This is a genomic window from Stenotrophomonas sp. Marseille-Q5258, from assembly GCF_946900935.1.
GTDB lineage: Bacteria > Pseudomonadota > Gammaproteobacteria > Xanthomonadales > Xanthomonadaceae > Stenotrophomonas > Stenotrophomonas nematodicola.
The window spans coordinates 1-22,335 of the sequence record NZ_CAMPPN010000022.1 but is presented as its reverse complement, the minus strand read 5'-3'; the positions used below and the strand labels follow the sequence as shown (position 1 = coordinate 22,335).

The window sequence follows — 22,335 nt, the reverse complement described above, 5'->3', positions numbered from 1 at the left end:
AATGCGACAAAAGTAGCGGCCGACATGTCGCCGGTCACGACGCGGGATCGTGACCGGCGAGGTGCCTCATTCCGCCGGCACGTCCATTTCCTTCAGCAGCTCGGGTGCCGGATAGACCTTGGCCAGCAGCCAGCGCAGGTAGCGCATGTCCACGTGCACAGCGCGCTTGTAGCGCGGATCGAACCACCAGCTGGCGCTGACCGACTCCCAATTGCTGTCGAAGTTCAGGCCGATCAGTTCGCCCCGGGCGTTGAGCACCGGCGAGCCCGAATTGCCGCCCGTGGTATCCAGATTGGTCAGGAAGTTGACCGTCTGGGTTTTCAGCACCGGATCGGCCGTGCTGCCGAAATCGCCCTTGGCGATCGCGGCCAGCAGCGGCTTGGGCGCATCGAACGGGTAGGCGTTGGTGTTCTTCTCCACGATGCCGGCAACGGTGGTCACCGGATCGAAATGCACCGCATCACGCGGCGACAGCGCCTCGACCTTGCCGTAGCTGATGCGCAGGGTGCGGTTGGCGTCCGGATACACCGCGCGGCCCTGCTTGGCACGCCACGCGAACAACGCCTGCATGTAGGCCGGGCGCAGGCGCAGCTGCTCGCCCGCACGGGTCTTGCTCTGGTCGTCCAGGCGCAGCTGGGCCGCCACCAGCGGGCCGGCCAGGTCGATCAGCGGGTCACGTGCCAGCGCTTTGCCGTCCTTGGCTGCTGCCAGGCGCGACAGTCGCTCGGCTTCGTCACCGAGCCGGGTGCCGGCATACAGGCCGTCCAGCGCCTTGGCCAGCGCCGCCGGGGTGCGTCCGAAGGCGGCGTCGAATTCCGGTACGCGCTGCGCATCCGGCAACTGCTGGTAGCGGCTCAGCAGCGCGGTCAGCAGCGCCTTCTCGACGGCCGGATCGTAGCGCCGCTGAACCTGCTTGAGCACGCCTTCGATCATCGCCAGGTCGCGCTGCTGGTAGCCGCTCTCGCGCTCGGCATCGGGCTTGGCCGATTCGACCCGCAGGCGTTCGAGCATCAGTGCCGAACGCAGCAGCTGGCTCTGGCTGGCCACCAGGTCCAGCAGCAGATCGCGCTCGCCGAACGAGGCGCCCTGCGACAGCGAGCCCAGCAGCGCATCGATGTCGCCGCGGTAGGTTGCATCGGTGGCGGCCAGCATCGCCGTCTCGTCGGCGGCACGCTGCGCCTTGGCATCGCTGCGCAGCAGGCCTTCCAGCTCACCGGCGGCGCGCTTGCGGTTGTTCTTCAACGACTGCAGCTGCGAGGCATAGCGGGTACGCGCCTGCGCATTCTGCGCGCTGGCCGCCTCGATGGTGTCGATCATCTGCTGGTACACCGCCACGCGGCGCGGCAGCACCGCGTCGATCTGGCTGGCGAACTCGGCCGCCGTGCGGTGGCGGTAGGTAATGCCCGGATAGCCGGCCAGCATTGCGTAGTCACCGGTCTTCGGGCCGTCGATCGCCATTTTCAGGTGCGCCGGCGGCTGGTACGGCACGTTGTCCACGCTGTACGGCGCCGGCTTGCCGTCCTTGCCCACGTACGCGCGCAGCAGGGTGAAGTCGCCGGTGTGGCGCGGCCACATGAAGTTGTCGATCTCATCGCCGTAGTTGCCGATCGCGCGCGGCGGCGCGTAGACCAGGCGCACGTCGCTCAGTTCGAGCTGGCGGATGCGGTAGAAGTCGGTGCCGTAGTACATGTCGGCCACGCTGCAGCGCACGTTGCCGGCCTGCTCGCACTCGGCCACCAGGCGCTTGGTGGCGCGGTCCACGGCATCGAAGTAGGCCCGGCCGGTCTTGCCGCGCGCCTCGCGCAGCACCTCGTCGGTGACCTTGTCGAAGCCGGTGGTGACCAGCACGCGGAAGTCCGGGTTGGCCGGACGCTCGTCGCTGCGCCCCTTGGCGATGAAGCCGTCGTTGATCAGGTTGTGCTCGGGGGAGCTGTTGTACTGGATCACGCCCATCGCGACATGGTGATTGGTGAGCAGCAGACCGTCGCCGGACACGAACGAACCGGTACCCCCGCCGGCACGCACCACCGCACTCAACGGCGGCGCGGTGACGTTGGCCAGGTCGGCCGGATTGCCCTTGAAGCCGGCCGCCTTCAGCGGTTTGGCCAGATCCGGCAGCTGGGTCGGCATCCACATGCCTTCATCGGCATGGGCGCCGGCGGCGAGGGTCAGGCCGAGGGCCAGGGCGGCGGTAAGAGGCTTGCGTGGCGACATGGACACATCCGGTACGTCAGAACAGCCCGGGACCATAGCCGCTGCGCCGGGCGGGGGCAACGGCCGATGGTTGGGTCGCGCCGCGCAGCGCGCGGCACGCCCCCTATTTTTCCCGGCGCCAGTTCAGCGAGCCGCGGTTTTCCACGGTGCTCGATTCCAGTTCCAGATCGAAGCCGCGACGCAGCAGGTACTTCAGCGTCAGCACCGAACCGCTGCCCACCAGCGACACGCCGTAGCCGATGTACAGCTTGGGCGAGATGTACTTGCCCACGCCGATCACTGAACCGCCCAGCGCGCGCGACTGGCTCACCCCGGCATCGTCCAGGCCGAGCTTGGCGCCCAGCTGCGCGGCCAGCAGGCCGCTGCCGGCCGACAACGCCGCCGAGGCCGCGTTGACCTGCTGGGCCTGGTCGCTGCTGGCACCGGTGAGGCTGCGGCCCAGCACCAGGTAGGCCAGCGCTTCGGACTGCGACATCGCCGGTTCCGACCACACATCCACGCGCGGCGACTGCGCGCGGCCGGTGACGTCGATGCCGGCGGTGACATCGCCCACCCGGCGCTCGGCGCGGATGTTGATGCGCGGGTCGGAGACCGCGTTGTAGTTCCAGTTCAGATTGCCGCGGGTGATGGTCAGGTCCTGGCCGTAGGCCTTGTACCGGCCACTCACTTCCAGCCCACCGTTGGCCGTCATCTCGCGGCCGGGACGCGACCACACCTGCATCTTGCCGCCGAGCGCGCCCTTCAGCCCGAACCCGCTCATCTTGACCTTGTCGCCCAGGCTGACGGTCAGGTCCATATCCAGCGGCGAGGTCGGCGTTTCCTCCGGATCGACCGGATCCAGCACCACCACGTCCTCCGACACCGAGGTGCCGCGGTCCAGGCGTTCCAGATCCAGGTCGGCCTCGGGCACATGCACGCTGCCGCGCAGCTGCATGGCGGTACCGGCCAGGGTGAAGTCGAGATCCGGGTTGGCCACCACGCGCAGCTCGGGGGTATTGGCCAGCAGCACGTTCTCGCCGTGAATGTGCAGCTGCAGTGGCTGGGCATCGCCGAACCACGACAGCCCACCGTCCACGTACAGGGTGCCCTTGCCCGAATTGGCCTGCGCGGTGATCTTGGCCGAGCCGTCCGGCTGGGCGGTGAAGCTGCCCTTGCCCTCGGCGAACGTCAGGCCGAGCGCCGGGAACTCGCCATTGAAGTTGCTCAGCGTAGCCTCGCCCCCCAGCGACGGCGTGCCGCGCGTCCCGCGCAGGCTGACGTGGCCTTCGATCAGCCCGGTGGGGCGCACGATGTCCGGCGAGAACAGCTCCAGCCAGTACAGACGCGACATGTTGAGGTACAGCTCGCCGTTGAGCGGCGCACCGGCATCCCAGCCGGTCTGCACCTTGGCATCCACGAAGCCGTTGCCCTGGAAGCCCACACCCAGCTTGGCGTTGATCTGCGCGGGCGTCATGTCCACGTTGACCGAAAACTGGTCGTAACGCACCAGTTCGCCACGGGCGTTGTCGCCCAGACGGATGCCGCCTTCCAGCGACGCGACCTTGACCGCACCTTCCCAGGCGTTGCCACGTGGCCGGATGCTGGCATCCAGGGTCAGTTCGCCGCGCAGGTAGATGCGGCGCCCCGACTGCGGCGGCAGCCACGGCTGCACCAGGGCCAGCGGCAGCGCATCGCCGCGCACCTGCAGGCCGTCGCGTGGCCAGTTGGCGCTGGCGCACAAGGCGCCGCCGGTGGCCGCGCCCAGGCAGGTGTCGCTGAGGGTGAACGCACTGCCCTGCACGCTGAAAGTGGACGGACCGCGCAGAGTCCAGGCATCGCCCTTGACCGGCGCGATGCGCAGCGAGGACAGATCGCCGCGCCAGGTCTGGCCCTGCTGGCGTACCCCGCCCTGCAGCGCCACCGCGCCCAGTTCATTGCGGGTCTGCGCGTCCACACGCAGGTTGGAGAGACTGCCGCGCGCATCCACGTTCAGCGTGTCCAGCAGCATGCCCACCTGCACCTTGCTGCCCTGCAGCGCCAACGTGCCGCTGTCGCCCTGCCACGGCAGGCGTCCCTTGATGCTGATCGCCTCGGCGCTCCAGTCGTCCCAGCGCAGCCCGCTGCCGACCAGGTCGGCGCTGATGTCCGGCGCGGTGCGCGGCCCCTTCACCAGCACATGGCCACGCAGGCTGCCGCTGCTGCCCGGCAGCAGGTCGTCAAGCTGTACCGGTTCCAGCCGCGCGTCGATATCCAGACGATCGCCGACCGAGCCCTTGGCGGTGAGGCGGCTGTTGCCCAGCGCCAGCGCCACGTTGCCTTCGCCCTGTGTACCGCGCAGCGCGAACTGCCCTTTGGCATCCAGCGCGCGCTTGCGCAGCGTGCCCTTGATGCCCGGCACGTCCACGGTGGCTTCGTAGCTGCCGGGGGTACCGGCGGGGCTGTTGGCCGGCGGCGGCACCTGGCGCCCCTTGGACGCCAGCGCACCGGACAGGCGACCGTCCCAACCGGGCACGAAGTACCCCGGGTCGAAATCGGCGAGCTTCACAGCGGCATCCCAGTCCAGCTGCGGTGCCCAGGCCACGCGGCCGGTGACATCCAGCGCGCCGCCCGGGGTGCTGGCCTGCAGCTGTTTGATCAGCGCGGCCTGGTCGTTGCCGCGTATGTCGAACTGCAGGTCGGCGTTCTGCTTCTCGCGTTCCACCGAGGCCTTGCCTACCGCCGCCCATGCCTTCAGCGTGCCGGCCAGGCCCATCCGCGCCTCGGTCAGCGTCACCGGTACCGGGGCTGCCGCATCCGGTGCGGACGGGTCCGCGGCCGGTACGAAGGTCAGGTCATTGGCGACGATCGAGAAGCGCAGGCTGGCGTTCTCCCTGTCGGTGAAATCGGCGGTGCCTTCCAGCCGTGCCTGGCCGCCGAAGCCCTTGAGCTGCAGCGGTGCCACGGTCAGCACCTGATCGGCCAGGCCGACCTTGGACGGGGCCAGTTCCAGCGCGATGTCGCCCTGCTTGAAGGTGCCGCGCAGATTGGCCTGGCCGCCCTTGCCGTCGGCCTGCACGTCCAGCGCCATCGGCGTGCTGGCGCTGGCGTCCATGCCCGGCACCAGCAGCGCCAGGTCCAGCTCGCGGCTGCGTGCGCTGGCCTTCCACACCGGGTCGGTGCGGCCATCGAACACCAGGCTGGCCTGCAGCGGTGCCGGCGCGTTGCCGGCGATGGCCACTTCCATATGCCCCAGGTCGCCCCGCGCCACCAGCCCCAGACGCGCCGGCGTACGCCCGCGCGGCGCCGGCATCAGCGCGCCGATGGTGATGTCGGTGTCGTAGTCGCTGCGCGGCAGGTAATGGCCATCGACACGGAAATCGCCCATGTCGCTGTCCACCTTCAGTTGGGTGGCGCGGAACTCACCGTTGGCGATTTCGATTCCGCCGCGCACCTTGGCGATATCGATCAGCGGCTGCTGCGCCTGGGTGATGCGGAACCCGTCGATGATGATCGTGTCGGCCTGCATCGCCAGCGGCATCTCGATCTGCGGCAGCGAGCCCGGCCACGACGGCAGCTCGAACGGCTCGTCGCTCTTGGCCAGGTTCAGCGTGGCGTTCTTGATCTGCAGCGCGTCCAGCTGGAGTTTGCGCCCCAGCAGCGGCCGGATGTCCGGGTCCAGGTAGGCGCGCTCGGCGGTGAAATGGATGTCGTCGTAGCGGAACACCAGATCGTGCAGCACCAGCGGTCCGGCGACCGGGCCTTCGACCCTGCTCCAGGTCAGCGAGGCCCCCACCGGCAGCCGCGCCTTCACCTGGGCCAGCAGCACGTCGCGGCCGGCCACGGTCTGCAGCAGCCAATACAGCAGCAGCAGGCCCAGCAGCACCAGACCCAGTACCGTGAACCCGGACCAGGCCCAGAACCGGCGCTTGCGGTAGAAACGCACCCGCGGCGGTGGCGTGGTGGGCGCAGAAGGCGTCGGCGTACTCACAGGTCCGCTCCGATGTTCAGATACAGCTGGAACTGCGAATCGGGGTTGTTCAGGCCGTGCGCGATGTCCACGCGCACCGGCCCCACCGGTGATTTCCAGCGCACGCCGAAGCCCACGCCGGTATGCAGATCGATGGTGTTGTCGAACGCGCTGCCGGTGTCGACGAACACGGCCGCCCCCCACGGCCCACCTTTGAAGTAATGCTCGTACTCGGCCGAGCCGATCACCAGGTTCTTCGCGCCCAGCGCGTACTTGTCCGGGGCCGGCGTGCGCGGGCCCACTTCACGGAAGGCGTAGCCGCGGATGCTGCGGTCGCCACCGGCGAAGAAGCGCAGGCTCGGCGGCATGGCCACCAGGTCACTGGTCCAGGTGGTGCCACCTTCGCCGCGCAGGATCAGGCGGTCGCTGTCACCGAGCGGCACGTACCAGCGCAGCCGGACATTGGCCTGCACGAAACTGGTGTCCGAGCCGGCGCCCTCGATGCCGCCGCGCAGGGTCGCGCTGCCGCTGATGCCCCGGCGCGGGAACAGTTCATCGTCCACATTGACGTAGTCGGCCACCAGCTGCGGATACACCAGGGTGGAGGTGTTGTAGACCGCATCGGTGAACTCGGTACCCGACGCGTACCGCCAGCGCTCGCGCAGCGCGTTGACCGAGGCGATCGCAGTCCAGTGTTCGTTGATTTCACCGCTGCGTCCGGCGCTCAGCTTGAAGTTGCGCAGGTCGATGTAATCGGTCTGCTCGTCGTAGGCGCTGGCGGTGAAGGCATACCAGCCGTCAAGCCAGTTGAACGCGGGAATGCGGTAGCTGGTCAGCAGGCTCTTGCGCTTCTGCGCATAGTCCAGCTGGGTGTTCATCTTGTGGCCGCGGTTGTTGAGGAAACGCCGCTCGACGCCACCGCGCACACCGGCACCGCTCTCACTGCCGTAGCTCAGGCCGGCGGTGTAGATGGTGCGCTTGGCCCGGGTCAGGTTGACGTCCACCGGCACATCCCCGTTCCCGTCGGCCTGGTCCGGGCGCGGCTGGATGTCGATCACGCTGAAGTAGTCCAGCTTGGTCAGCGACTCGCGCAGCCGGTCCAGTTTGCCTTCATGGAAGTAGCTGCCCTTGTCCCAGTACACCAGCGGATCGAACAGCTTGTCGACGAAGTAGTCCTGGTGGAAGCGGATGTCGCCCATGTTGTAGCGGCGGCCGCTGTCCCAGGTCAGGTCGATGTCGGCCGCGTTCTCGGCGCGGGTGATCTGCACCTGGCGCTGGGTGTAGTCCGCATCGAAGTAGCCGCGCTCGGCCAGGCGGCGGGTCACGACGATCTTGCTGGCCTCGTAGGTGGTGTGCTCGAAACGCTGGCCCTTGCGTGGCTTGAACTTCTCCAGGTCTTCCTGCAGGTACTGGTCGTACTGCGCCGGTCCGGTGATGTCGATGTGCTCGCGCCGCACCAGGGTCGGCGGACCCTTGTCCACGTGGATCACCACCCGCAGGGTTTCGCCCTCGCGTGGGCTGTCGACCTTGATCACCGGGTTGTAGTAGCCGAACGGCTCCAGCGCTTCGCGGGTCTGGCGCTCGGCCTGGGACAGCAGGTACTCCAGGCGCGACTCGCCCTGGACCTTGCCGATGGTGTCGTACAGGGACAGCGAGACCTCGATGTTCTCGATCATCTCGGCGTCGTCGCCCTTGTCCAGTCCCTTGATGTCCACTTTCTGGATGGTCCCGCGCGCGTGTGCCACCGAGGCGGTGGCCAGCGTCAGGAACATCAGTGGCAGAGCGATTTTCGTTGGCTGCATGCGGACAGCATAACGGGCCATCGCGGGCATGCGAAATCGGCGGGGGTGTTTCAGAACGACGGTGAAGGACCCGTTAAAGTCACGCAGAAAGTCGCCTTTGTCATGCACCGCAGGATCGATACCTGCACGTCCTCGGACAGAAGCGTCCGCGACCGCACGCGCCCGTCCGCCACACACGACGAAGGCGCGAACAGCAGGAGCCGTCGCGCCTTCGGGATGGCTGCGGGGCGCAATGCCCCGTGGCCTCAGCTGGACAGGTGCTCGATCGCCGCCACGCTGCCCAGGCGATCGCCCAGACGCTTGAGCAGGGCCAGGCGGTTGGCACGCAGCGCGGGGTCCTCGACGTTGACCATCACCGCATCGAAGAACGCATCCACCTGCGGACGCAGGCGGGCCAGGCGGTTGAGCACGCTGACATAGTCCTTCTGGTGCAGGCTGGCGTTGGTTTCCTCGATGGCCGCTTCCACCGCTTCGGCCAGTGCGCTCTCGGCCGGTTCGGCCAGCAGCGCGCGGTCGACCATGCCCGGGATGTCGCCCTCGGCCTTGCGCAGGATGTTGCGGATGCGCTTGTTGGCGGCGGCCAGCGCCTCGGCTTCCGGCAGCGCGGCGAACGTGCCGATGGCATCGATGCGGCGGTCGAAGTCGTACAGCGAGGCCGGCTTCAGGTCGGCCACCGCGTTGAAGTGCGTGGCCGGCACGCCCTTGTCGGCGTAGTAGCCCTTCAGGCGGTCGAGGATGAACAGGTGCAGGTCCGACGCCAACTGCCGCGCGTCAACCTCTTCAGACGGCTTGCTGGCGCCCACGGTGCGGATGCCTTCCTGCTCGGCCGCCTGGTTTGCACGCGCCGTCCTGAGCGCGTTGCCGACGCTGATCGAGTGATTGACACCGTCCAGTGCACGCTGCAGCAAAGCGTTCAGATCCAGGTCGAACCCGCTCTCGATCACCGTCCGCGCCAGCCCCAGCGCGTTGCGGCGCAGGGCGAACGGATCCTTGTTGCCGGTCGGCTTCAGGCCGGCGGCGAAACCACCCGCCAGGGTGTCGGCACGCTCGGCAATCGCCAGCACCTTGCCCAGCGGCGACAGCGCGATATCGTCGCCACCGAAGCGCGGCTGGTAGGCCTCGTCGATGGCCAGCGCCACCTCCGGCGACTCACCGCCGGCCAGCGCATAGTGGCGGCCGGCGATGCCCTGCAGCTCGGGGAATTCGTTGACCATGCGCGACTGCAGGTCGTTCTTGGCCAGCACCGCAGCGCGTTTGGCCAGCACCGGATCCACGCCCACCTGCGGCGCGATCGCCTCGGCCAGCGCGACCACGCGCAGCACCTTGTCGGCCACCGAGCCCAGCCTGGCCTGGTAGGTCACCGTCTTCAGGCCCTCGCCCATCGACGTCAGGCCCTGCTTGAGGTCTTCATCGAAGAAGAACTTGGCATCGGAGAAGCGCGGGCGGATCACCCGCTCGTAGCCCTTGGCCACTTCGGCCACATCCCTGGACTCGATATTGGCGATGCCGATGAATTTCTCGGTCAGCCTGCCGCCGGCATCGAGCACCGGGAAGAACTTCTGATTGATCTCCATCGTTTCGATCAGCGCTTCCTGCGGCACCGCCAGGAATTCGCGCTCGAAACTGCACAGCACCGCCGCCGGCCATTCGACCAGGTTGACCACCTGCTCCAGGTTGTCGTCGGTGATCCGCGCCTGGCCACCGGCCTGCGTCGCGGCGGCATTGACCGCCTCGACGATGCGGGTACGGCGCGCGTCGGGGTCGACCAGCACGAAGGCCGCCTGCAGCGAGCCGACGTAGTCGTCCGGCGACGTCAGCCACACGGTCTTGTCGTGCATGAAACGGTGGCCGCGGCTCATGCGGTCGGCCTTCAGGCCGAGCACCTCGGCCTCGACGATGTCGCCGCCGTGCAGCAGCACCAGCCAATGCACCGGGCGGGCGAAGCCGTAGGCGTGGCTGCCCCAGCGCATCGGCTTGGGAATCGGCATCGCCGCGATCGCCTCGCGCAGAATCTCCGGCAACAGCGTGGCGGTGCGCGCGCCCGGGGTGGTGGAGCGGTGCACGAAGCGCTCGCCCTTGGCATCGCTGGTGCGCTCCAGCGCGGTCCAGTCGATCCCGGCCTTGGCGGCGAAGCCCTGCAGTGCCTTGGTCGGCTGGCCGTCGGCATCCAGCGCGATGTTCAGATACGGGCCAAGCACTTCACTGTGCTGTTCGGGCTGCTCCACGGCCACGCCGGGCAGCAGCACCGCCAGGCGGCGCGGGGTCGACAGCGGCTTGGCATCGCCACGCTCGACGGCGACGCCGCGCCTGGTCAGGCCGTCCACAACACCCTCGAAGAAAGCCTGGGCCAGACCCGGCAGCGCCTTGACCGGCAGCTCTTCGGTACCCAGTTCGATCAGCAGCGGCAGCATCGTGCTCATGCCTGCACCTCCTTGGCAGCCACGGCTTCGAGGCGCTTGGCCTCGTACAGCCTGGCCACGGCCTGGGCCAGCGCGCGCACGCGCAGGATGTAGCGCTGGCGCTCGGTCACGCTGATCGCACGGCGTGCATCCAGCAGGTTGAAGGCATGGCTGGCCTTGCACACCTGCTCATAGGCCGGCAGCGGCAGGCCAACCTCGACCAGCGTCTGCGCTTCCTTCTCGCAGGCGTCGAAGCGATGGAACATCTCCTCCACGTCGGCGTACTCGAAGTTGTAGGTGCTCTGCTCGATCTCGTTCTGCAGGTACACATCACCGTAGGTCACCGGCGTGCCATCCGGGCCGTAGGTCCACACCAGGTCGTAGACGTTGTCGCAGTTCTGCAGGTACATGCACAGGCGCTCGAGGCCGTAGGTGATCTCGCCGAGCACCGGCTTGCACTCCAGGCCACCGGCCTGCTGGAAGTAGGTGAACTGGGTGACTTCCATGCCGTTGAGCCAGACTTCCCAGCCCAGGCCCCAGGCACCGAGGGTCGGCGATTCCCAGTTGTCCTCGACAAACCGCAGGTCGTGCACCAGCGGATCGATGCCCAGCGCCTTGAGCGAATCCAGGTACAGCTGCTGGATGTTGTCCGGGCTCGGCTTCATCGCCACCTGGTACTGGTAGTAGCGCTGCAGGCGGTTGGGGTTCTCGCCGTAGCGGCCGTCGGTGGGACGGCGCGAAGGCTGCACGTACGCGGCATTCCAGCTTTCCGGACCGATCGAGCGCAGGAACGTGGCCGGGTGGAAGGTGCCGGCACCGACCTCCAGGTCCAGCGGCTGGATCAGCACGCAGCCCTGCTGCGCCCAATACTGGTTGAGGGTCTGGATCAGGCCCTGGAAAGTGATCGGAACGTTGGAAGTCGCGGACATGCGGCGGATTCTTGCCTGCAGGAGGGGTGCGCTAGTATAGCGACGACCACGCGGACACCGCCCCGGCACGCCATCGGGCCGGACCGGCCGGCACGTCCGGCCGGCGGCACAGACCGCGTTGGCGCGTTCATGGACCGGTCCGGGGGGATACCGGCCACCCCATCACCGCGTGCACCGCACGCCATAAGGACCTCGGCAGTGGATCAGCGCCCACCGGTTTCATTCGTCCCCGGCCCGGACGCCACCGCCCCGCTGCTGCCGGGCCGGCTTGGCTTCGACCAGGTTGCCGCGGCACTGGTCGCCGACGGCCTGGTGGCCGACAGCGATCTGGAGCGCATCCGCTTCTCCGCCCAGGGGGCACGCAATGCCAGTGAAGTCCATCCGCTGGTGCTGCTGGCCAATCTCAAGCTGGCCGCGGCCGGCGGCGGCGAGCTGGGCCTGGAGCGCCTCACCGAATGGCTGGCCACGCGCACCGGCACGCGCTACCTGCGGGTCGATCCGACCCGGGTCGATGTGTCCTCGGTGACCGCCCTGGTCTCCCATGCCTACGCACGCCGGCACCGCTTCCTGCCGCTGGCGGTGGACACCGAACGGGTGCTGGTGGCCACCAGTGAGCCACTGGCGCAGGAATGGCTGCGCGACCTCCAGCACCTCACCCGGCGCCGGATCGAGCTGGCGATGGTCAACCCGCTGGACCTGCACCGCTACACGATGGAGTTCTACGGCGTGACCCGCTCGGTGCGCGGCGCGCGCGGCGATGTCCGCGGCGAGTCCAGCGGCACCCTGCCCAGCTTCGAGCAGCTGGTGGAGCTGGGCCGTGCCGGCGACGTCAATGCCGACGACCAGCACATCGTGCACATCGTCGACTGGCTGCTGCAGTACGCGTACGAACAGCGCGCCTCGGACATCCACCTGGAACCGCGCCGCGACATGGGGCGCATGCGCTTCCGCATCGATGGCGTGCTGCACAAGGTGTTCGAGGTGCCGCCGGCGGTGATGACCGCCGTGGTCAGCCGTATCAAGGTCCTCGGTCGCATGGACCTGGCCGAGCGCCGCCGCCCCCAGGACGGGCGCATCAAGACGCGGTCGCCAGGCGGACGCGAAGTGGAAATGCGCCTGTCGACCATGCCCACCGCGTTCGGCGAGAAGTGTGTGATGCGCATCTTCGATCCCGATGCGGCCTTCAAGAGCATCGACCAGCTCGGCTTCAGCCCGCAGGAGGCCGCCGGCTGGACCGCCCTGGTCGAGCGCCCGCACGGGATCGTGCTGGTCACCGGCCCCACCGGCTCGGGCAAGACCACCACCCTGTACTCCACGCTCAAGCGGCTGGCCACGCCGGACGTCAACGTCTGCACGGTGGAAGACCCGATCGAGATGATCGCTCCCGAGTTCAACCAGATGCAGGTGCAGACCAACATCGACCTGGACTTCGCCAGCGGCGTGCGCACCCTGCTGCGGCAGGACCCGGACATCATCATGATCGGCGAGATCCGCGATCTGGAGACCGCGCAGATGGCCGTCCAGGCCTCGCTCACCGGCCACCTGGTGCTGTCCACGCTGCACACCAACGACGCCGCCTCGGCCATCACGCGCCTGCTCGATCTGGGCGTGCCGCACTACCTGCTGGCCTCCACCGTCAACGGCATCCTCGCCCAGCGCCTGGTGCGCACGCTGTGCCCCAGCTGCAAGGTGCCGCACGTCCTCGGCGCCGAGCAATGGGCCGTGCTGGCTGATGCCGATGAAGCATTACCTCAGACCCCCACGCCATATGTACCGGTAGGTTGCATCGAGTGCCGCCGCACCGGTTACCTCGGCCGCGTCGGCCTGTATGAGCTGCTGCCATTGGGTTCGCGGCTGCGCAGGATGATCCGCGCGGACATGGACATGGCCGCTTTCAACCGCGCCGCGCGTGCTGAAGGCGTGCGAACCCTGCGCCGCGCGGGGCTTGAAAAGGTGGCGGCAGGGCTGACTACAATCGAGGAAGTCCTGTCCGTACTGCCACCCCCGGATGAATCCAGCCCCCTTCCTGATCATTGAAACCGGCCAGCCCGTCGCCTCGCTGCGACGCTACGGGCGCTTTCCGCACTGGATCCGCGTCGCCGCCGGGCTGGACGCCGACGAGACCGTGGTCGTGGACGTCGAGCATGGCGAGGCGCTGCCGGCGCACCAGCAGTTCGCCGGGGTGATCGTCACCGGGTCGGCCGCGTACGTCACCGACCATGCCGACTGGAGCGAACGCAGCGCCGACTGGCTGCGCACCGCCGTCCACGCCGGGCGCCCGGTGTTCGGCATCTGCTACGGCCACCAGCTGCTGGCCCATGCGCTGGGCGGCGAGGTGGCCTACAACCCGGCCGGGCGCGAGTCGGGCACGATCGAGCTGGCGCTGGACCCCACCGCCGACAGCGATCCGCTGTTCGCCGGCCTGCCCGCCCGCTTCCCGGCCCACGCCACCCATCTGCAGACGGTACTGCGCGTTCCCGACGGCGCAGCGGTGCTGGCCCGGTCGGCGCAGGACAACTGCCATGCCTTCCGCTGGGGCCGGCAGGCGTGGGGCGTGCAGTTCCATCCGGAGTTCGCCACCCACCACATGCGCGGCTACGTGCGCGCCCGTGCCGAGTGCATCCGCCAGCACGGCGGCTGCGCGCGCAGCGTCGCCCGCGCGGTCAGCGCCGCGCCACTGGCCCGCCAGCTGCTGCGCCGCTTCGTCCGCCAGGCACGCCTGGCCTGAGCCGCTCGCGTCCCGGCATCATGCCTGCGCGGGCTTCAGGTCACGCGCGCGGAAAACAGGGATAATCGGGATTCACCGGGCGCCCGCGCCCCTCCCCCCCAGTTTTCGGAATGGTATGAGCGAGATTCGCAAGCTGCCGGCCTCTGCCGGCGCGGAATGGCTGCTGTCCGGTTTCTCCCTGCTGCGCAGAGCGCCGCTGGCCCTTGGCCTGCTCGGCGTGATCTGGGCGGTGGTCGCCCTGCTGGTGATGTCGCTGGCGGTGGTCAGCCCGGCGCTGAGCACGCTGGCACAGCTGCTCATGGCGCTGGCCGGCCCGCTGTTCTTCGGCGGCCTGGTGTGGGCCGTTCGCGAGGTCGACCTTGGCCGCAGCGCGCAGCCGGCGCACCTGCTGCAGGGCCTGTACGAAGGCCGTGCGCTGAACCTGCTGGCCTCGCTGCTGCCGCAGCTGGTGGCCGGCCTGTTCCTCGGCGCATTGCTGCTGATGCTGATCGGCAGCAGCGGCCTGCAGCACCTCAGCGAGGTGATGGAGCAGCTCAACACGATCAGCCAGTCCGGCGCGCAGCCGGACCCCGCCCAGATCGAGGCGCTGGCCGCCAGCCTGCCGGCCGGCCGCATCCTGTTGTGGCTGGCCCTGGTGGTCGCCACCTTCCTGGCGATGGCACTGGCCCTGTTCACGCTGCCGCCGCAGGTCATGTTCGAACACCGCAACGGCCTGCAGGCGCTGCGCTTGAGCCTGCGCGCCTGCCTGCACAACGTGCCGGCGATGCTGGTGTTCTTCCTGCTCTCGTTCGTGGCCGTGTTCGCCATCTACTTCGCGGTGATGCTGGTGGCGCTGATCGCCCAGCTCATCGGCGGCACCTTCCTGGCGCTGTTCGTGGCCCAGCTGCTGCTGATGGGCGTGGTCATGCCGGTGTTCGCCGGGGCCATCTACACCGCGTGGAAGCAGATGTTCGGCCAGGGCACGGAGCCACCGCCGATGCCGGGCCCGAACAACATGTTCGCCGCCTGATACAGAAAACCCCGGCCTGCGCCGGGGTTTTTTTTGTCGGGCCTGTCACCCGGCACCGCCGCGCTGGCGTGCGCACCACGCAGTGGGGGAGGAACCTTGTCGTCGCTACTGCGGCGATGCGCCCGGCGCCGGGCGCGGCACCAGCCAGCGCGCGGCATGGATGCCAAGCTCATAGAGCAGGCACATCGGGATGGCCAGCATCAACTGCGACACCACGTCCGGGGGCGTCAGCACCGCGGCCAGCACGAAGATACCCACCACCGCGTACCCGCGGCCTTCCTTGAACTGCTGCGGGCTGATCCAGCCCAGCAGCGTCAGGATCACCATCGCCACCGGCAGTTCGAAACTGCTGCCGAACGCAAAGAAGATCGCCAGCACGAAGTCCAGGTACGCATTGGCGTCCGGGGTAATCGCGATGACCTCCGGCCGGAAGGTGGTCAGGAAGTGGAAGACCGCCGGCAACACCAGGAAATAGGCGAACGCACAGCCGAGATAGAACAGCAGCACCGACGACACCAGCAACGGCACGGCCAGCCGCTTCTCGCGCGCATACAGGCCCGGCGCCACGAAGGCCCACAACTGGTACAGCAGCCACGGCACCGCCACGAACACCGCCACGAAGAAGGTCAGCTTCAGCGGCGCGAAAAACGCGCCGGCCGGGTTGGTCGCGATCATCGATTGCCCGAGCGGCAACTTGGAGATCAGCGGTTCGGCCAGCCACGTGTAGATCTTCTGGCTGAAGGGCATCAGCCCCAGCAGCACCACGCCCAGCCCGAGCAGGGCACGGACCAGGCGCGCGCGCAGTTCGATCAGGTGGTCGACCAGCGAACTTTCAGGAGAGCTCGTCTCGCTCATCGCGGTGCCTCCGGCGGCGAAGGCGCGTCCGCGCGCGGCGCGCTGCCATCAATGCCCGGGGGCGAGGCCGCATCGTGGGTCGCGTGCGTCACCACGGCCGGATCAACGGCGTCCACGTCCTGCCCTGTCGCGTGCTGGGCCATGCTGGCCGGCGAACCCGGTACCGGCCCGGTCATCAACGGTGCGGCGGCCTCATCGGCAACGGCCTGCCCCTGCTGCCGGGCATGGCCACGCAGCTGCTCGGCTTCGCGCCGGACCGCCTCGCCGCTGGCGCGCAGTTGCGCTTCGGTGTCCTGCACCGAGGCCTGCACATCGTGGAACTGCCGCTTGATCTCTTCGGCGTGCAGTTCGCGCTCCAGCTCCTGCTTGACCGAGTCCCACTGGTTGCGCGCACGCCGGACCCACAGCCCGGCAAAGCGTGCGGCCTTGGGCAGGCGTTCGGGACCGAGCACGACCAGGGCCACTACCGCGATGACCAGCAGTTCACTGAAACCGATATCGAACACACCGACCGCCCGGGATCAGCGCGGGTCGCGGTCGTGCTCGGCCTGCGACGACTTGGCCGCGTCCTGCTGCGAGCGCGACGCATCGCCGAGCTGCGCGGCCGGCTTGTCGTCGTCGTGCATGCCCTTCTTGAATTCCTTGACGGCGCTGCCAAGGTCCTTGGCGCCGCTGGTCAGTTTCTTGGTGCCGAACACCAGCAGAACGATGACCAGCACGACCAACCAATGCCAGATGCTGAAACTGCCCATGAGCTGCTCGCGTTACGTAGTGATCAGACGGTTGAGCATAGCGCACCGGTGGTAAGCCGGCGCGCGTGACGAAAGTCAGTTGCCGTCCAGCGATTCAGTCCGGACTTCGCCTTCGCCGATCGGCTGGAAGCCCTGCTGGGGCGCGGGTTGCGCCGGCACGGCCTGCAGCGGCGCCGTGGTGGCACCGGCAGCAGGCGCGGGCGCGGCCCGTTCAGCCACGGCCGGGGCAGCGGAACGCGGCGCCGGGGCAGGCGCGGCACCGGCCGTGCCGCGCTTCTCGCGGGCTGAATAGGTGGCTTCTTCCAGACGGTCACGGAAGGCCACCACGTCGATCGACGGCGGCTCACCCACGCGGCCTTCAAAGACCATGCGCGGGGTGGTGTTGCTGCCGTAGGCGTCCAGGTTGGCGGCATCGTCGATCTGCAGCACGGCGCCATCCAGCGCCACGCCGGCGAACAGGCCACGCGCACGCGACCAGGACCAGATCTCGGCCTTCAGCTGGCCATCGGTGGCGGCGGCCGCGTTGCGCCCGACCGGACCGGCCGCGACACCGGCATCGGCGCCCAGGGTGAACTTGCCGTTGACGAGATTGTCCAGGCTGCGGTCGTTGCGGAACACCAGCACCACGTCCGAGGACTGCACGCCGGCCTGGAAGCCGATGCTGCCGCCGGTGAGCTTGACGAACACCGGGTTGGACCAGCTGCCATCGGGCATCTTCACCGACATCAGACCGTGGCCACGGCGACCACCGATGACCAGACCGGCCTTGATCGTGTCGGGAATAACCACGACCGCGCGGCCTTCATCCAGCAGCTTGTCGGGAATACCCTGCTCGGGAATGTCCTGGATTTCGTTGAGGACGCGCACCGCGTTGCGCGCACGCTGGTCCTCCTGTGGGCCGGCCAGTGCCTGGGTCGACAACAGGCTGGCGGAGATCAGCAGTACTAGGCTCAGGCGGCGCATGGTGGGCTCCAGAAGTCGGGACACAGGAAGATAGAGCAAGTAACTGAAAGTAGAAGGTTTGCCATGAATCAGCAATGAGCGTCCCGGTCGAGAATACACGCCCTCGATGGGCACAATAGTGTCTATCGACCCCGACAATCGCGTAGACCTGCGAGAATAGCCCCCATGCTCGACGCACCCGACACCGCCGTGCTGGCGGTCAACCTAGGCACCCCCGAAACGCCCACCGCTCCGGCGGTCCGTCGTTACCTGGCCGAATTCCTCAGCGATCCGCGCGTGGTCGCGATCCCGCCGTTGCTGTGGAAGCCCTTGCTGTACGGGCTCATCCTGCCGTTGCGCAGCGGCCGCTCGGCGGCCAAGTACGCCCAGGTCTGGTTGCCTGACGGCTCGCCGCTGATGGTCCATACCCGGCGCCTGGCCGAGGCCATGCAGGCATTGATGCCCAACCTGCGGGTGCGCTACGCGATGCGTTATGGCGCACCGGCGCTGACGGCCGAGCTGGACCGGCTGGCCGCCGAGGGCATGCGTCGGATCGTGGTGCTGCCGCTGTATCCGCAATATTCGACCACCACCACCGCCTCGATCGAGGACCAGGTGCGCGACTGGCAGCCGCGGCACCCGGGCGTGACCGTCACCCTGGTGCGCGACTACGCCGTCGATCCGGACTGGGTCGCCGCCGTCGCCGCCAGCATCCGCCAGTGGTGGGCGCAGCACGGCCGCGGCGAGAAGCTGGTGTTCTCCTTCCACGGCATCCCGCAGCGTCTGGCCGACGCAGGCGATCCGTACCCGCAGCGCTGCGAAGCCAGTGCGGAGGCGATCGCGCAGGCGCTGGAGCTGGGTGCCGATGACTGGCAATTGACCTACCAGTCGCGCTTCGGCCGCGAGAAGTGGCTGCAGCCGTACGCCGAACCCACGCTGTGGGCGATGGCTGAACGGGGCACGCGCCGCATCGATGTGGTGTGCCCCGGCTTTGCGACCGATTGCCTGGAAACACTGGAGGAAGTGGCCCTGGGGTTCACCGAAACCGTTGCGGCGCGCGGCGCCACCATGCGCTACATCCCCTGCCTCAACGATGCGCCCGAGCACGCCCTGGCGTTGTCGCGGCTGAGCATCGCCGCACTGGCATGAGCCTGCAGCCGTTCTCGATCGACGTCGCCGGCAGCGCGGTGGCGGGCCTGCGCGCGTCCGCGCCGCACGGCGCCCGCGTGCTGGCGCTGCATGGCTGGCTCGACAACGCGGCCAGCTTCGTCCCGCTGGCCGCCGAGCTGCCCGGCCTGGACCTGGTGGCGATCGATCTGCCCGGACACGGCCACAGCGCGCACCTGCCCCCCGGCACGCAATACAACACGCCCGGCGCGATCTGCCATGTGCTGGATGTTGCCGACGCGCTCGGCTGGGACCGCTTCTCCCTGATCGGCCATTCGATGGGTGCCGGCATCGCCAGCCTCACCGCGGCCGCCGCGCCCGAGCGGATCGAACGCCTGATCGCGATCGAAGCGCTCGGCGGTCTGCGTGGGCCGGAGAATGAGACCGCGCAGCGCCTGCGCGACCATGTGCGTGCCGCCCGCGCCCTGCCGGGCAGGAACCTGCGCGTGTTCCCTGACCTGAGCACGCCCATCCGTGCCCGGATGATGACCAACCAGCTCAGCGAGCCCTGCGCGCGGCTGCTGGTGGAACGCGGCGTCAAGGCCGTGGACGGCGGCTACAGCTGGTGCAGCGATCCCCGCCTGATGCTGCCCACGGCGATGCGCCTGAGCGAAGCCCAGATCGACGATCTGTTGGCCGCCATTGAATGCCCCACCCAGGTGATCTACGCCACGCCGGCGCAGTCCTACTACCCCGAGCCCCTGCGCAGCCAACGCATTGCACTGCTGCGCGATGGCCGCCTCGCGGTATTCCCCGGTACCCACCACCTGCACATGGAGCATCCGCGACAGATCGGTGAGGTGGTCCGCGGCTTCCTGGCCGCCTGACCCCTGACACGTGCTGCCGCGCACATGCGGCGGCGTACTGCGACACCGTGTCGCACTCAATTTTCCCGGCGATCGACCGATACCGTCGGGGCAGGTGGGAGGAGTCCACCTGTGCCGTCGCATGCTCCGCCACCGCGAAGCCGCGCATCACCCACGGTTTCCAGGACCCTCATCGCCATGCCGTACTGGCCGTGCCATCGCCCACAGGACCGGGCCATGACGGGGGTGATCGCCACCGCCGCCGCCGCGAGTGCGCCCTGCGTCCCCCATCGTCCCGCTTTCATTGCCGTGTCCCCTGCCCCTGCAGTGTGCGACGCGGCGTCTGCCTGTCCGCACGCACCGTCGCGGCCCCCTGCTTCCTGCTGATTCCGGAGTCGTCATGTCTGCCCTTCCCAACACCCCTTCCCGCCCGCCGGATCGTGCGCGCAGGCTTCCCCTCACCATCGACACCGCGGCGCTGCTGGCCGCCGCCGCGCTGCTGGCAACCGCCCTGGCGATGGCGTTCTGGCACCGTCAGCCCGCGCCGTCGCTGGCCGCGGCCGTCGGCGCGGCCCTGGTGTGCGCGATGGCGCTGCGCCAGCGCCGACAGACCCGTGCGGCTGCCCTGGATGCACGGCGCGCCGCCGGGGCCGCTGACGACCTTGCCCGGCACCGCGCACGCGACGATGCCGCACACCGCGAGAACGCGCAGATCCGCCAGGCGCTGGATGTGTCACGGACCGCGATGATGATCGCCGACAACGACCACGTGATCCGCTACGTCAACCAGTCCGTGGTCACCCTGCTGCGCAACCAGCAGAGCAGCCTGCGCGAGGCCTTCCCCGATTTCGACGCCGATCATCTGATCGGCAGCAGCATTCATCGCTTCCACGTTGACCCCGATCGCATCCGCGGCATCCTCAACACCCTCAGCAAGGCCCATCACGGGCGTGTGCGGATCGGACCGGTGCACTTCGCCCAGGTTGTCACCCCGGTATTCGACGCACGTGGCCAGCGTCTCGGCTTTGCCGTGGAATGGCACGACCGCACCCAGGAGCTCCTGCTGGAGAACGCCGTGGCCGGCATCGTGGCCGCCGCCACCAAGGGCGACCTCGATCAGCGCCTGCCCGCCAGCAACAGCGGCGTCAGCTTCCTCGACAGTCTGACCGGTGGCATCAACCACCTGCTCGACAGCGTGGGCGGCACCGTCGGCGAGATCCGTCGTGTGCTCTCCGCGCTTGCCGAAGGCGACCTGGACCAGCGCATGCAGGGCGAGTTCGACGGTTCGTTCGCCGCCATGCAGCGCGATGCCAACGCGACCGCCGCCCAGCTCACCGCAATGGTCGAGCGGATCAAGCAGTGCACTGCGTCAATCTCGCTGGCCGCCAGCGAGATCGCCAGCGGCAACAGCGATCTCTCCGAGCGTACCGAGCGACAGGCCGCGCATCTGGAGGAGACCGCCGCGTCGATGGAGGAGCTGACCTCGACCGTGCGCCAGAATGCCGAGCACGCCCGCCAGGCCAGCGCGTTGGCACAGGGGGCACACGACGTCGCCAGCCGTGGCAGCGACGTGGTCGGCCGCGTGGTCACCACGATGGACACCATCCAGGGCGCGTCCACCCGCATCGCCGACATCACCCGCGTGATCGACGGGATCGCCTTCCAGACCAACATCCTCGCCCTCAATGCCGCCGTTGAAGCCGCCCGCGCCGGCGAGCAGGGCCGCGGCTTCGCGGTGGTGGCCAGCGAAGTGCGCATCCTCGCGCAACGCTCGGCCGATGCGGCCAAGGAGATCAAGCACCTGATCGAGGACGCCGCCACCCATGTTGCCGACGGCGCCCGCCTCGTGCAGGACGCCGGCCGGACAATGCAGGAGATCGTCAGCAGCGTGGGCGGAGTGAGCGGCATCATGGTCGAGATCTCCTCGGCATCGCAGGAACAGGCCGCCGGCATCGACCAGGTCAACCAGACCGTCGCCCAGATGGACGACGCCACCCAGCAGAACGCCGCGCTCGTCGAAGAAGCCAGCGCCGCAGCGCGTCTGCTGGAGAGCCAGGCCCGGGAACTGACCGACGCGGTTGCCGTGTTCCGCCACCAGGCGCAGACCGACACCGCACCGCAGGGAATGCGCAGCGCGGCGTGAACCGCGCACTGCGATGAGACGAGGAAACGGCGCCACGGGCGCCGTTTTTTTTTGGGGCGAGGGCGAGCGTTGAGCGCCCCCTTGATGTCCAGCAGGTGCCGACCGCCGGTGGGCACGGTCCGTCACCGCACGCAGCGCCCGCCGCTGCACGCCGTCGCCCCACCAGCGGCCAGTGGCGACCTGGGATCTGAGCGCATGGGCCGCGATCGGGGGTACCGCGTCCCGATGTGGACCGGCGTCCGGTAGGTGCCGACCACGGGTCGCACCGTCCATCACCGCACGTTGCGCCCGCCGCTGCACGCCGTCGCCCCACCAGCGGCCGGTGGCGACCTGGGATCTGAGCGCATGGGCTGGGATCCGGTACTGCATCCCGATGTGGACCGGCGTCCGGTAGGTGCCGACCACAGGTTGCACCGTCCATCACCGCGTGCAGCACCTGGGCCGCGATCCGGGGGTGCCGCGTTCGGATGTGGATCGGCGGCGTACGGTCGATGTCCACCGTAGGGGAGCGATGCATCACCGCCGCAGGCAACGCACAAAGAAAAAACCCCGCTGCGTGAGCAGCGGGGTTTTTGGGGTGTAAACCCTGGCGATGACCTACTCTCGCATGGCTTAGGCCACACTACCATCGGCGCAGCTGCGTTTCACTTCCGAGTTCGGGATG

The 22,335-nt window shown here is 68.7% G+C and carries 15 protein-coding genes; 6 read left to right on the top strand and 9 right to left on the bottom strand.

All coding sequences use genetic code 11. The annotated features are described in order from the left end of the window. Positions 1-66: 66 nt before the first annotated feature. The 5 genes from OC534_RS14865 to glyQ all read right to left on the bottom strand — a co-directional run bounded on the left by OC534_RS14865 (position 67) and on the right by glyQ (position 11,269). Entirely contained in the window at positions 67-2,214 is a 2,148-nt protein-coding gene (locus OC534_RS14865) for a S46 family peptidase (RefSeq protein WP_136006479.1), read from the bottom strand. A 103-nt stretch (positions 2,215-2,317) separates the two neighbouring features. Beyond that, the gene (locus OC534_RS14860; RefSeq protein WP_262072071.1) at positions 2,318-6,160 is read right to left on the bottom strand and encodes a translocation/assembly module TamB domain-containing protein; all 3,843 of its coding nucleotides are present in this window, start codon (positions 6,158-6,160) and stop codon (positions 2,318-2,320) included. Continuing rightward, complete coding sequence (locus tag OC534_RS14855; RefSeq protein ID WP_229296526.1) at positions 6,157-7,941, bottom strand: autotransporter assembly complex family protein; 1,785 nt, start codon at positions 7,939-7,941, stop codon at positions 6,157-6,159. The genes OC534_RS14860 and OC534_RS14855 overlap by 4 nt, the downstream gene beginning before the upstream one ends. A gap of 245 nt (positions 7,942-8,186) precedes the next feature. Continuing rightward, on the bottom strand, positions 8,187-10,361 hold the full coding sequence (gene glyS / locus OC534_RS14850; protein ID WP_262072070.1) for a glycine--tRNA ligase subunit beta: 2,175 nt from the start codon (positions 10,359-10,361) through the stop codon (positions 8,187-8,189). Beyond that, a complete protein-coding gene (glyQ, locus tag OC534_RS14845; protein ID WP_017356533.1) occupies positions 10,358-11,269 on the bottom strand; it encodes a glycine--tRNA ligase subunit alpha in 912 nt (303 codons plus the stop codon). Before glyQ ends, glyS begins: the two co-directional genes overlap by 4 nt. Positions 11,270-11,521: 252 nt before the next feature. On the opposite strand from glyQ, the gene OC534_RS14840 reads away from it, so the two are divergent. The 3 genes from OC534_RS14840 (at position 11,522) to OC534_RS14830 (ending at position 15,006) form a co-directional block, all read left to right on the top strand. Then, complete coding sequence (locus OC534_RS14840; protein WP_136006502.1) at positions 11,522-13,306, top strand: GspE/PulE family protein; 1,785 nt, start codon at positions 11,522-11,524, stop codon at positions 13,304-13,306. Continuing rightward, positions 13,278-13,997 carry a glutamine amidotransferase gene (locus OC534_RS14835; protein WP_136006483.1) on the top strand — a complete coding sequence of 240 codons (720 nt, stop codon included), beginning with the start codon at positions 13,278-13,280 and terminating at the stop codon, positions 13,995-13,997. Before OC534_RS14840 ends, OC534_RS14835 begins: the two co-directional genes overlap by 29 nt. Before the next feature lie 115 nt (positions 13,998-14,112). After that, on the top strand, positions 14,113-15,006 hold the full coding sequence (locus tag OC534_RS14830) for a BPSS1780 family membrane protein (RefSeq protein WP_136006485.1): 894 nt from the start codon (positions 14,113-14,115) through the stop codon (positions 15,004-15,006). 105 nt (positions 15,007-15,111) lie between these two features. Here the strand turns inward: OC534_RS14830 and tatC are convergent, their stop codons facing one another. The 4 genes from tatC to OC534_RS14810 form a co-directional block, all read right to left on the bottom strand. Then, positions 15,112-15,861, bottom strand: a complete 750-nt coding sequence (gene tatC, locus OC534_RS14825) for a twin-arginine translocase subunit TatC (protein ID WP_136006487.1) — start codon at positions 15,859-15,861, stop codon at positions 15,112-15,114. Further along, the gene (gene tatB, locus OC534_RS14820) at positions 15,858-16,367 is read right to left on the bottom strand and encodes a Sec-independent protein translocase protein TatB (protein WP_136006488.1); all 510 of its coding nucleotides are present in this window, start codon (positions 16,365-16,367) and stop codon (positions 15,858-15,860) included. The genes tatC and tatB overlap by 4 nt, the downstream gene beginning before the upstream one ends. A gap of 15 nt (positions 16,368-16,382) precedes the next feature. Then, positions 16,383-16,613 carry a Sec-independent protein translocase subunit TatA gene (gene tatA, locus OC534_RS14815; protein WP_136006490.1) on the bottom strand — a complete coding sequence of 77 codons (231 nt, stop codon included), beginning with the start codon at positions 16,611-16,613 and terminating at the stop codon, positions 16,383-16,385. Positions 16,614-16,688: 75 nt separating this feature from the next. Beyond that, entirely contained in the window at positions 16,689-17,576 is an 888-nt protein-coding gene (locus tag OC534_RS14810; protein ID WP_136006492.1) for a YSC84-related protein, read from the bottom strand. 165 nt (positions 17,577-17,741) lie between these two features. On the opposite strand from OC534_RS14810, the gene hemH reads away from it, so the two are divergent. The 3 genes from hemH (at position 17,742) to OC534_RS14795 (ending at position 21,671) form a co-directional block, all read left to right on the top strand. Continuing rightward, a complete protein-coding gene (hemH, locus tag OC534_RS14805; RefSeq protein ID WP_136006494.1) occupies positions 17,742-18,704 on the top strand; it encodes a ferrochelatase in 963 nt (320 codons plus the stop codon). Next, positions 18,701-19,549: an alpha/beta hydrolase gene (locus OC534_RS14800; protein WP_262072067.1), complete on the top strand. Its 849-nt coding sequence runs from the start codon at positions 18,701-18,703 to the stop codon at positions 19,547-19,549. Before hemH ends, OC534_RS14800 begins: the two co-directional genes overlap by 4 nt. A 379-nt stretch (positions 19,550-19,928) precedes the next feature. Further along, positions 19,929-21,671, top strand: coding sequence for a methyl-accepting chemotaxis protein (locus tag OC534_RS14795; protein ID WP_153165139.1), 1,743 nt, complete (start codon positions 19,929-19,931; stop codon positions 21,669-21,671). The last annotated feature ends 664 nt before the right edge of the window (positions 21,672-22,335 follow it).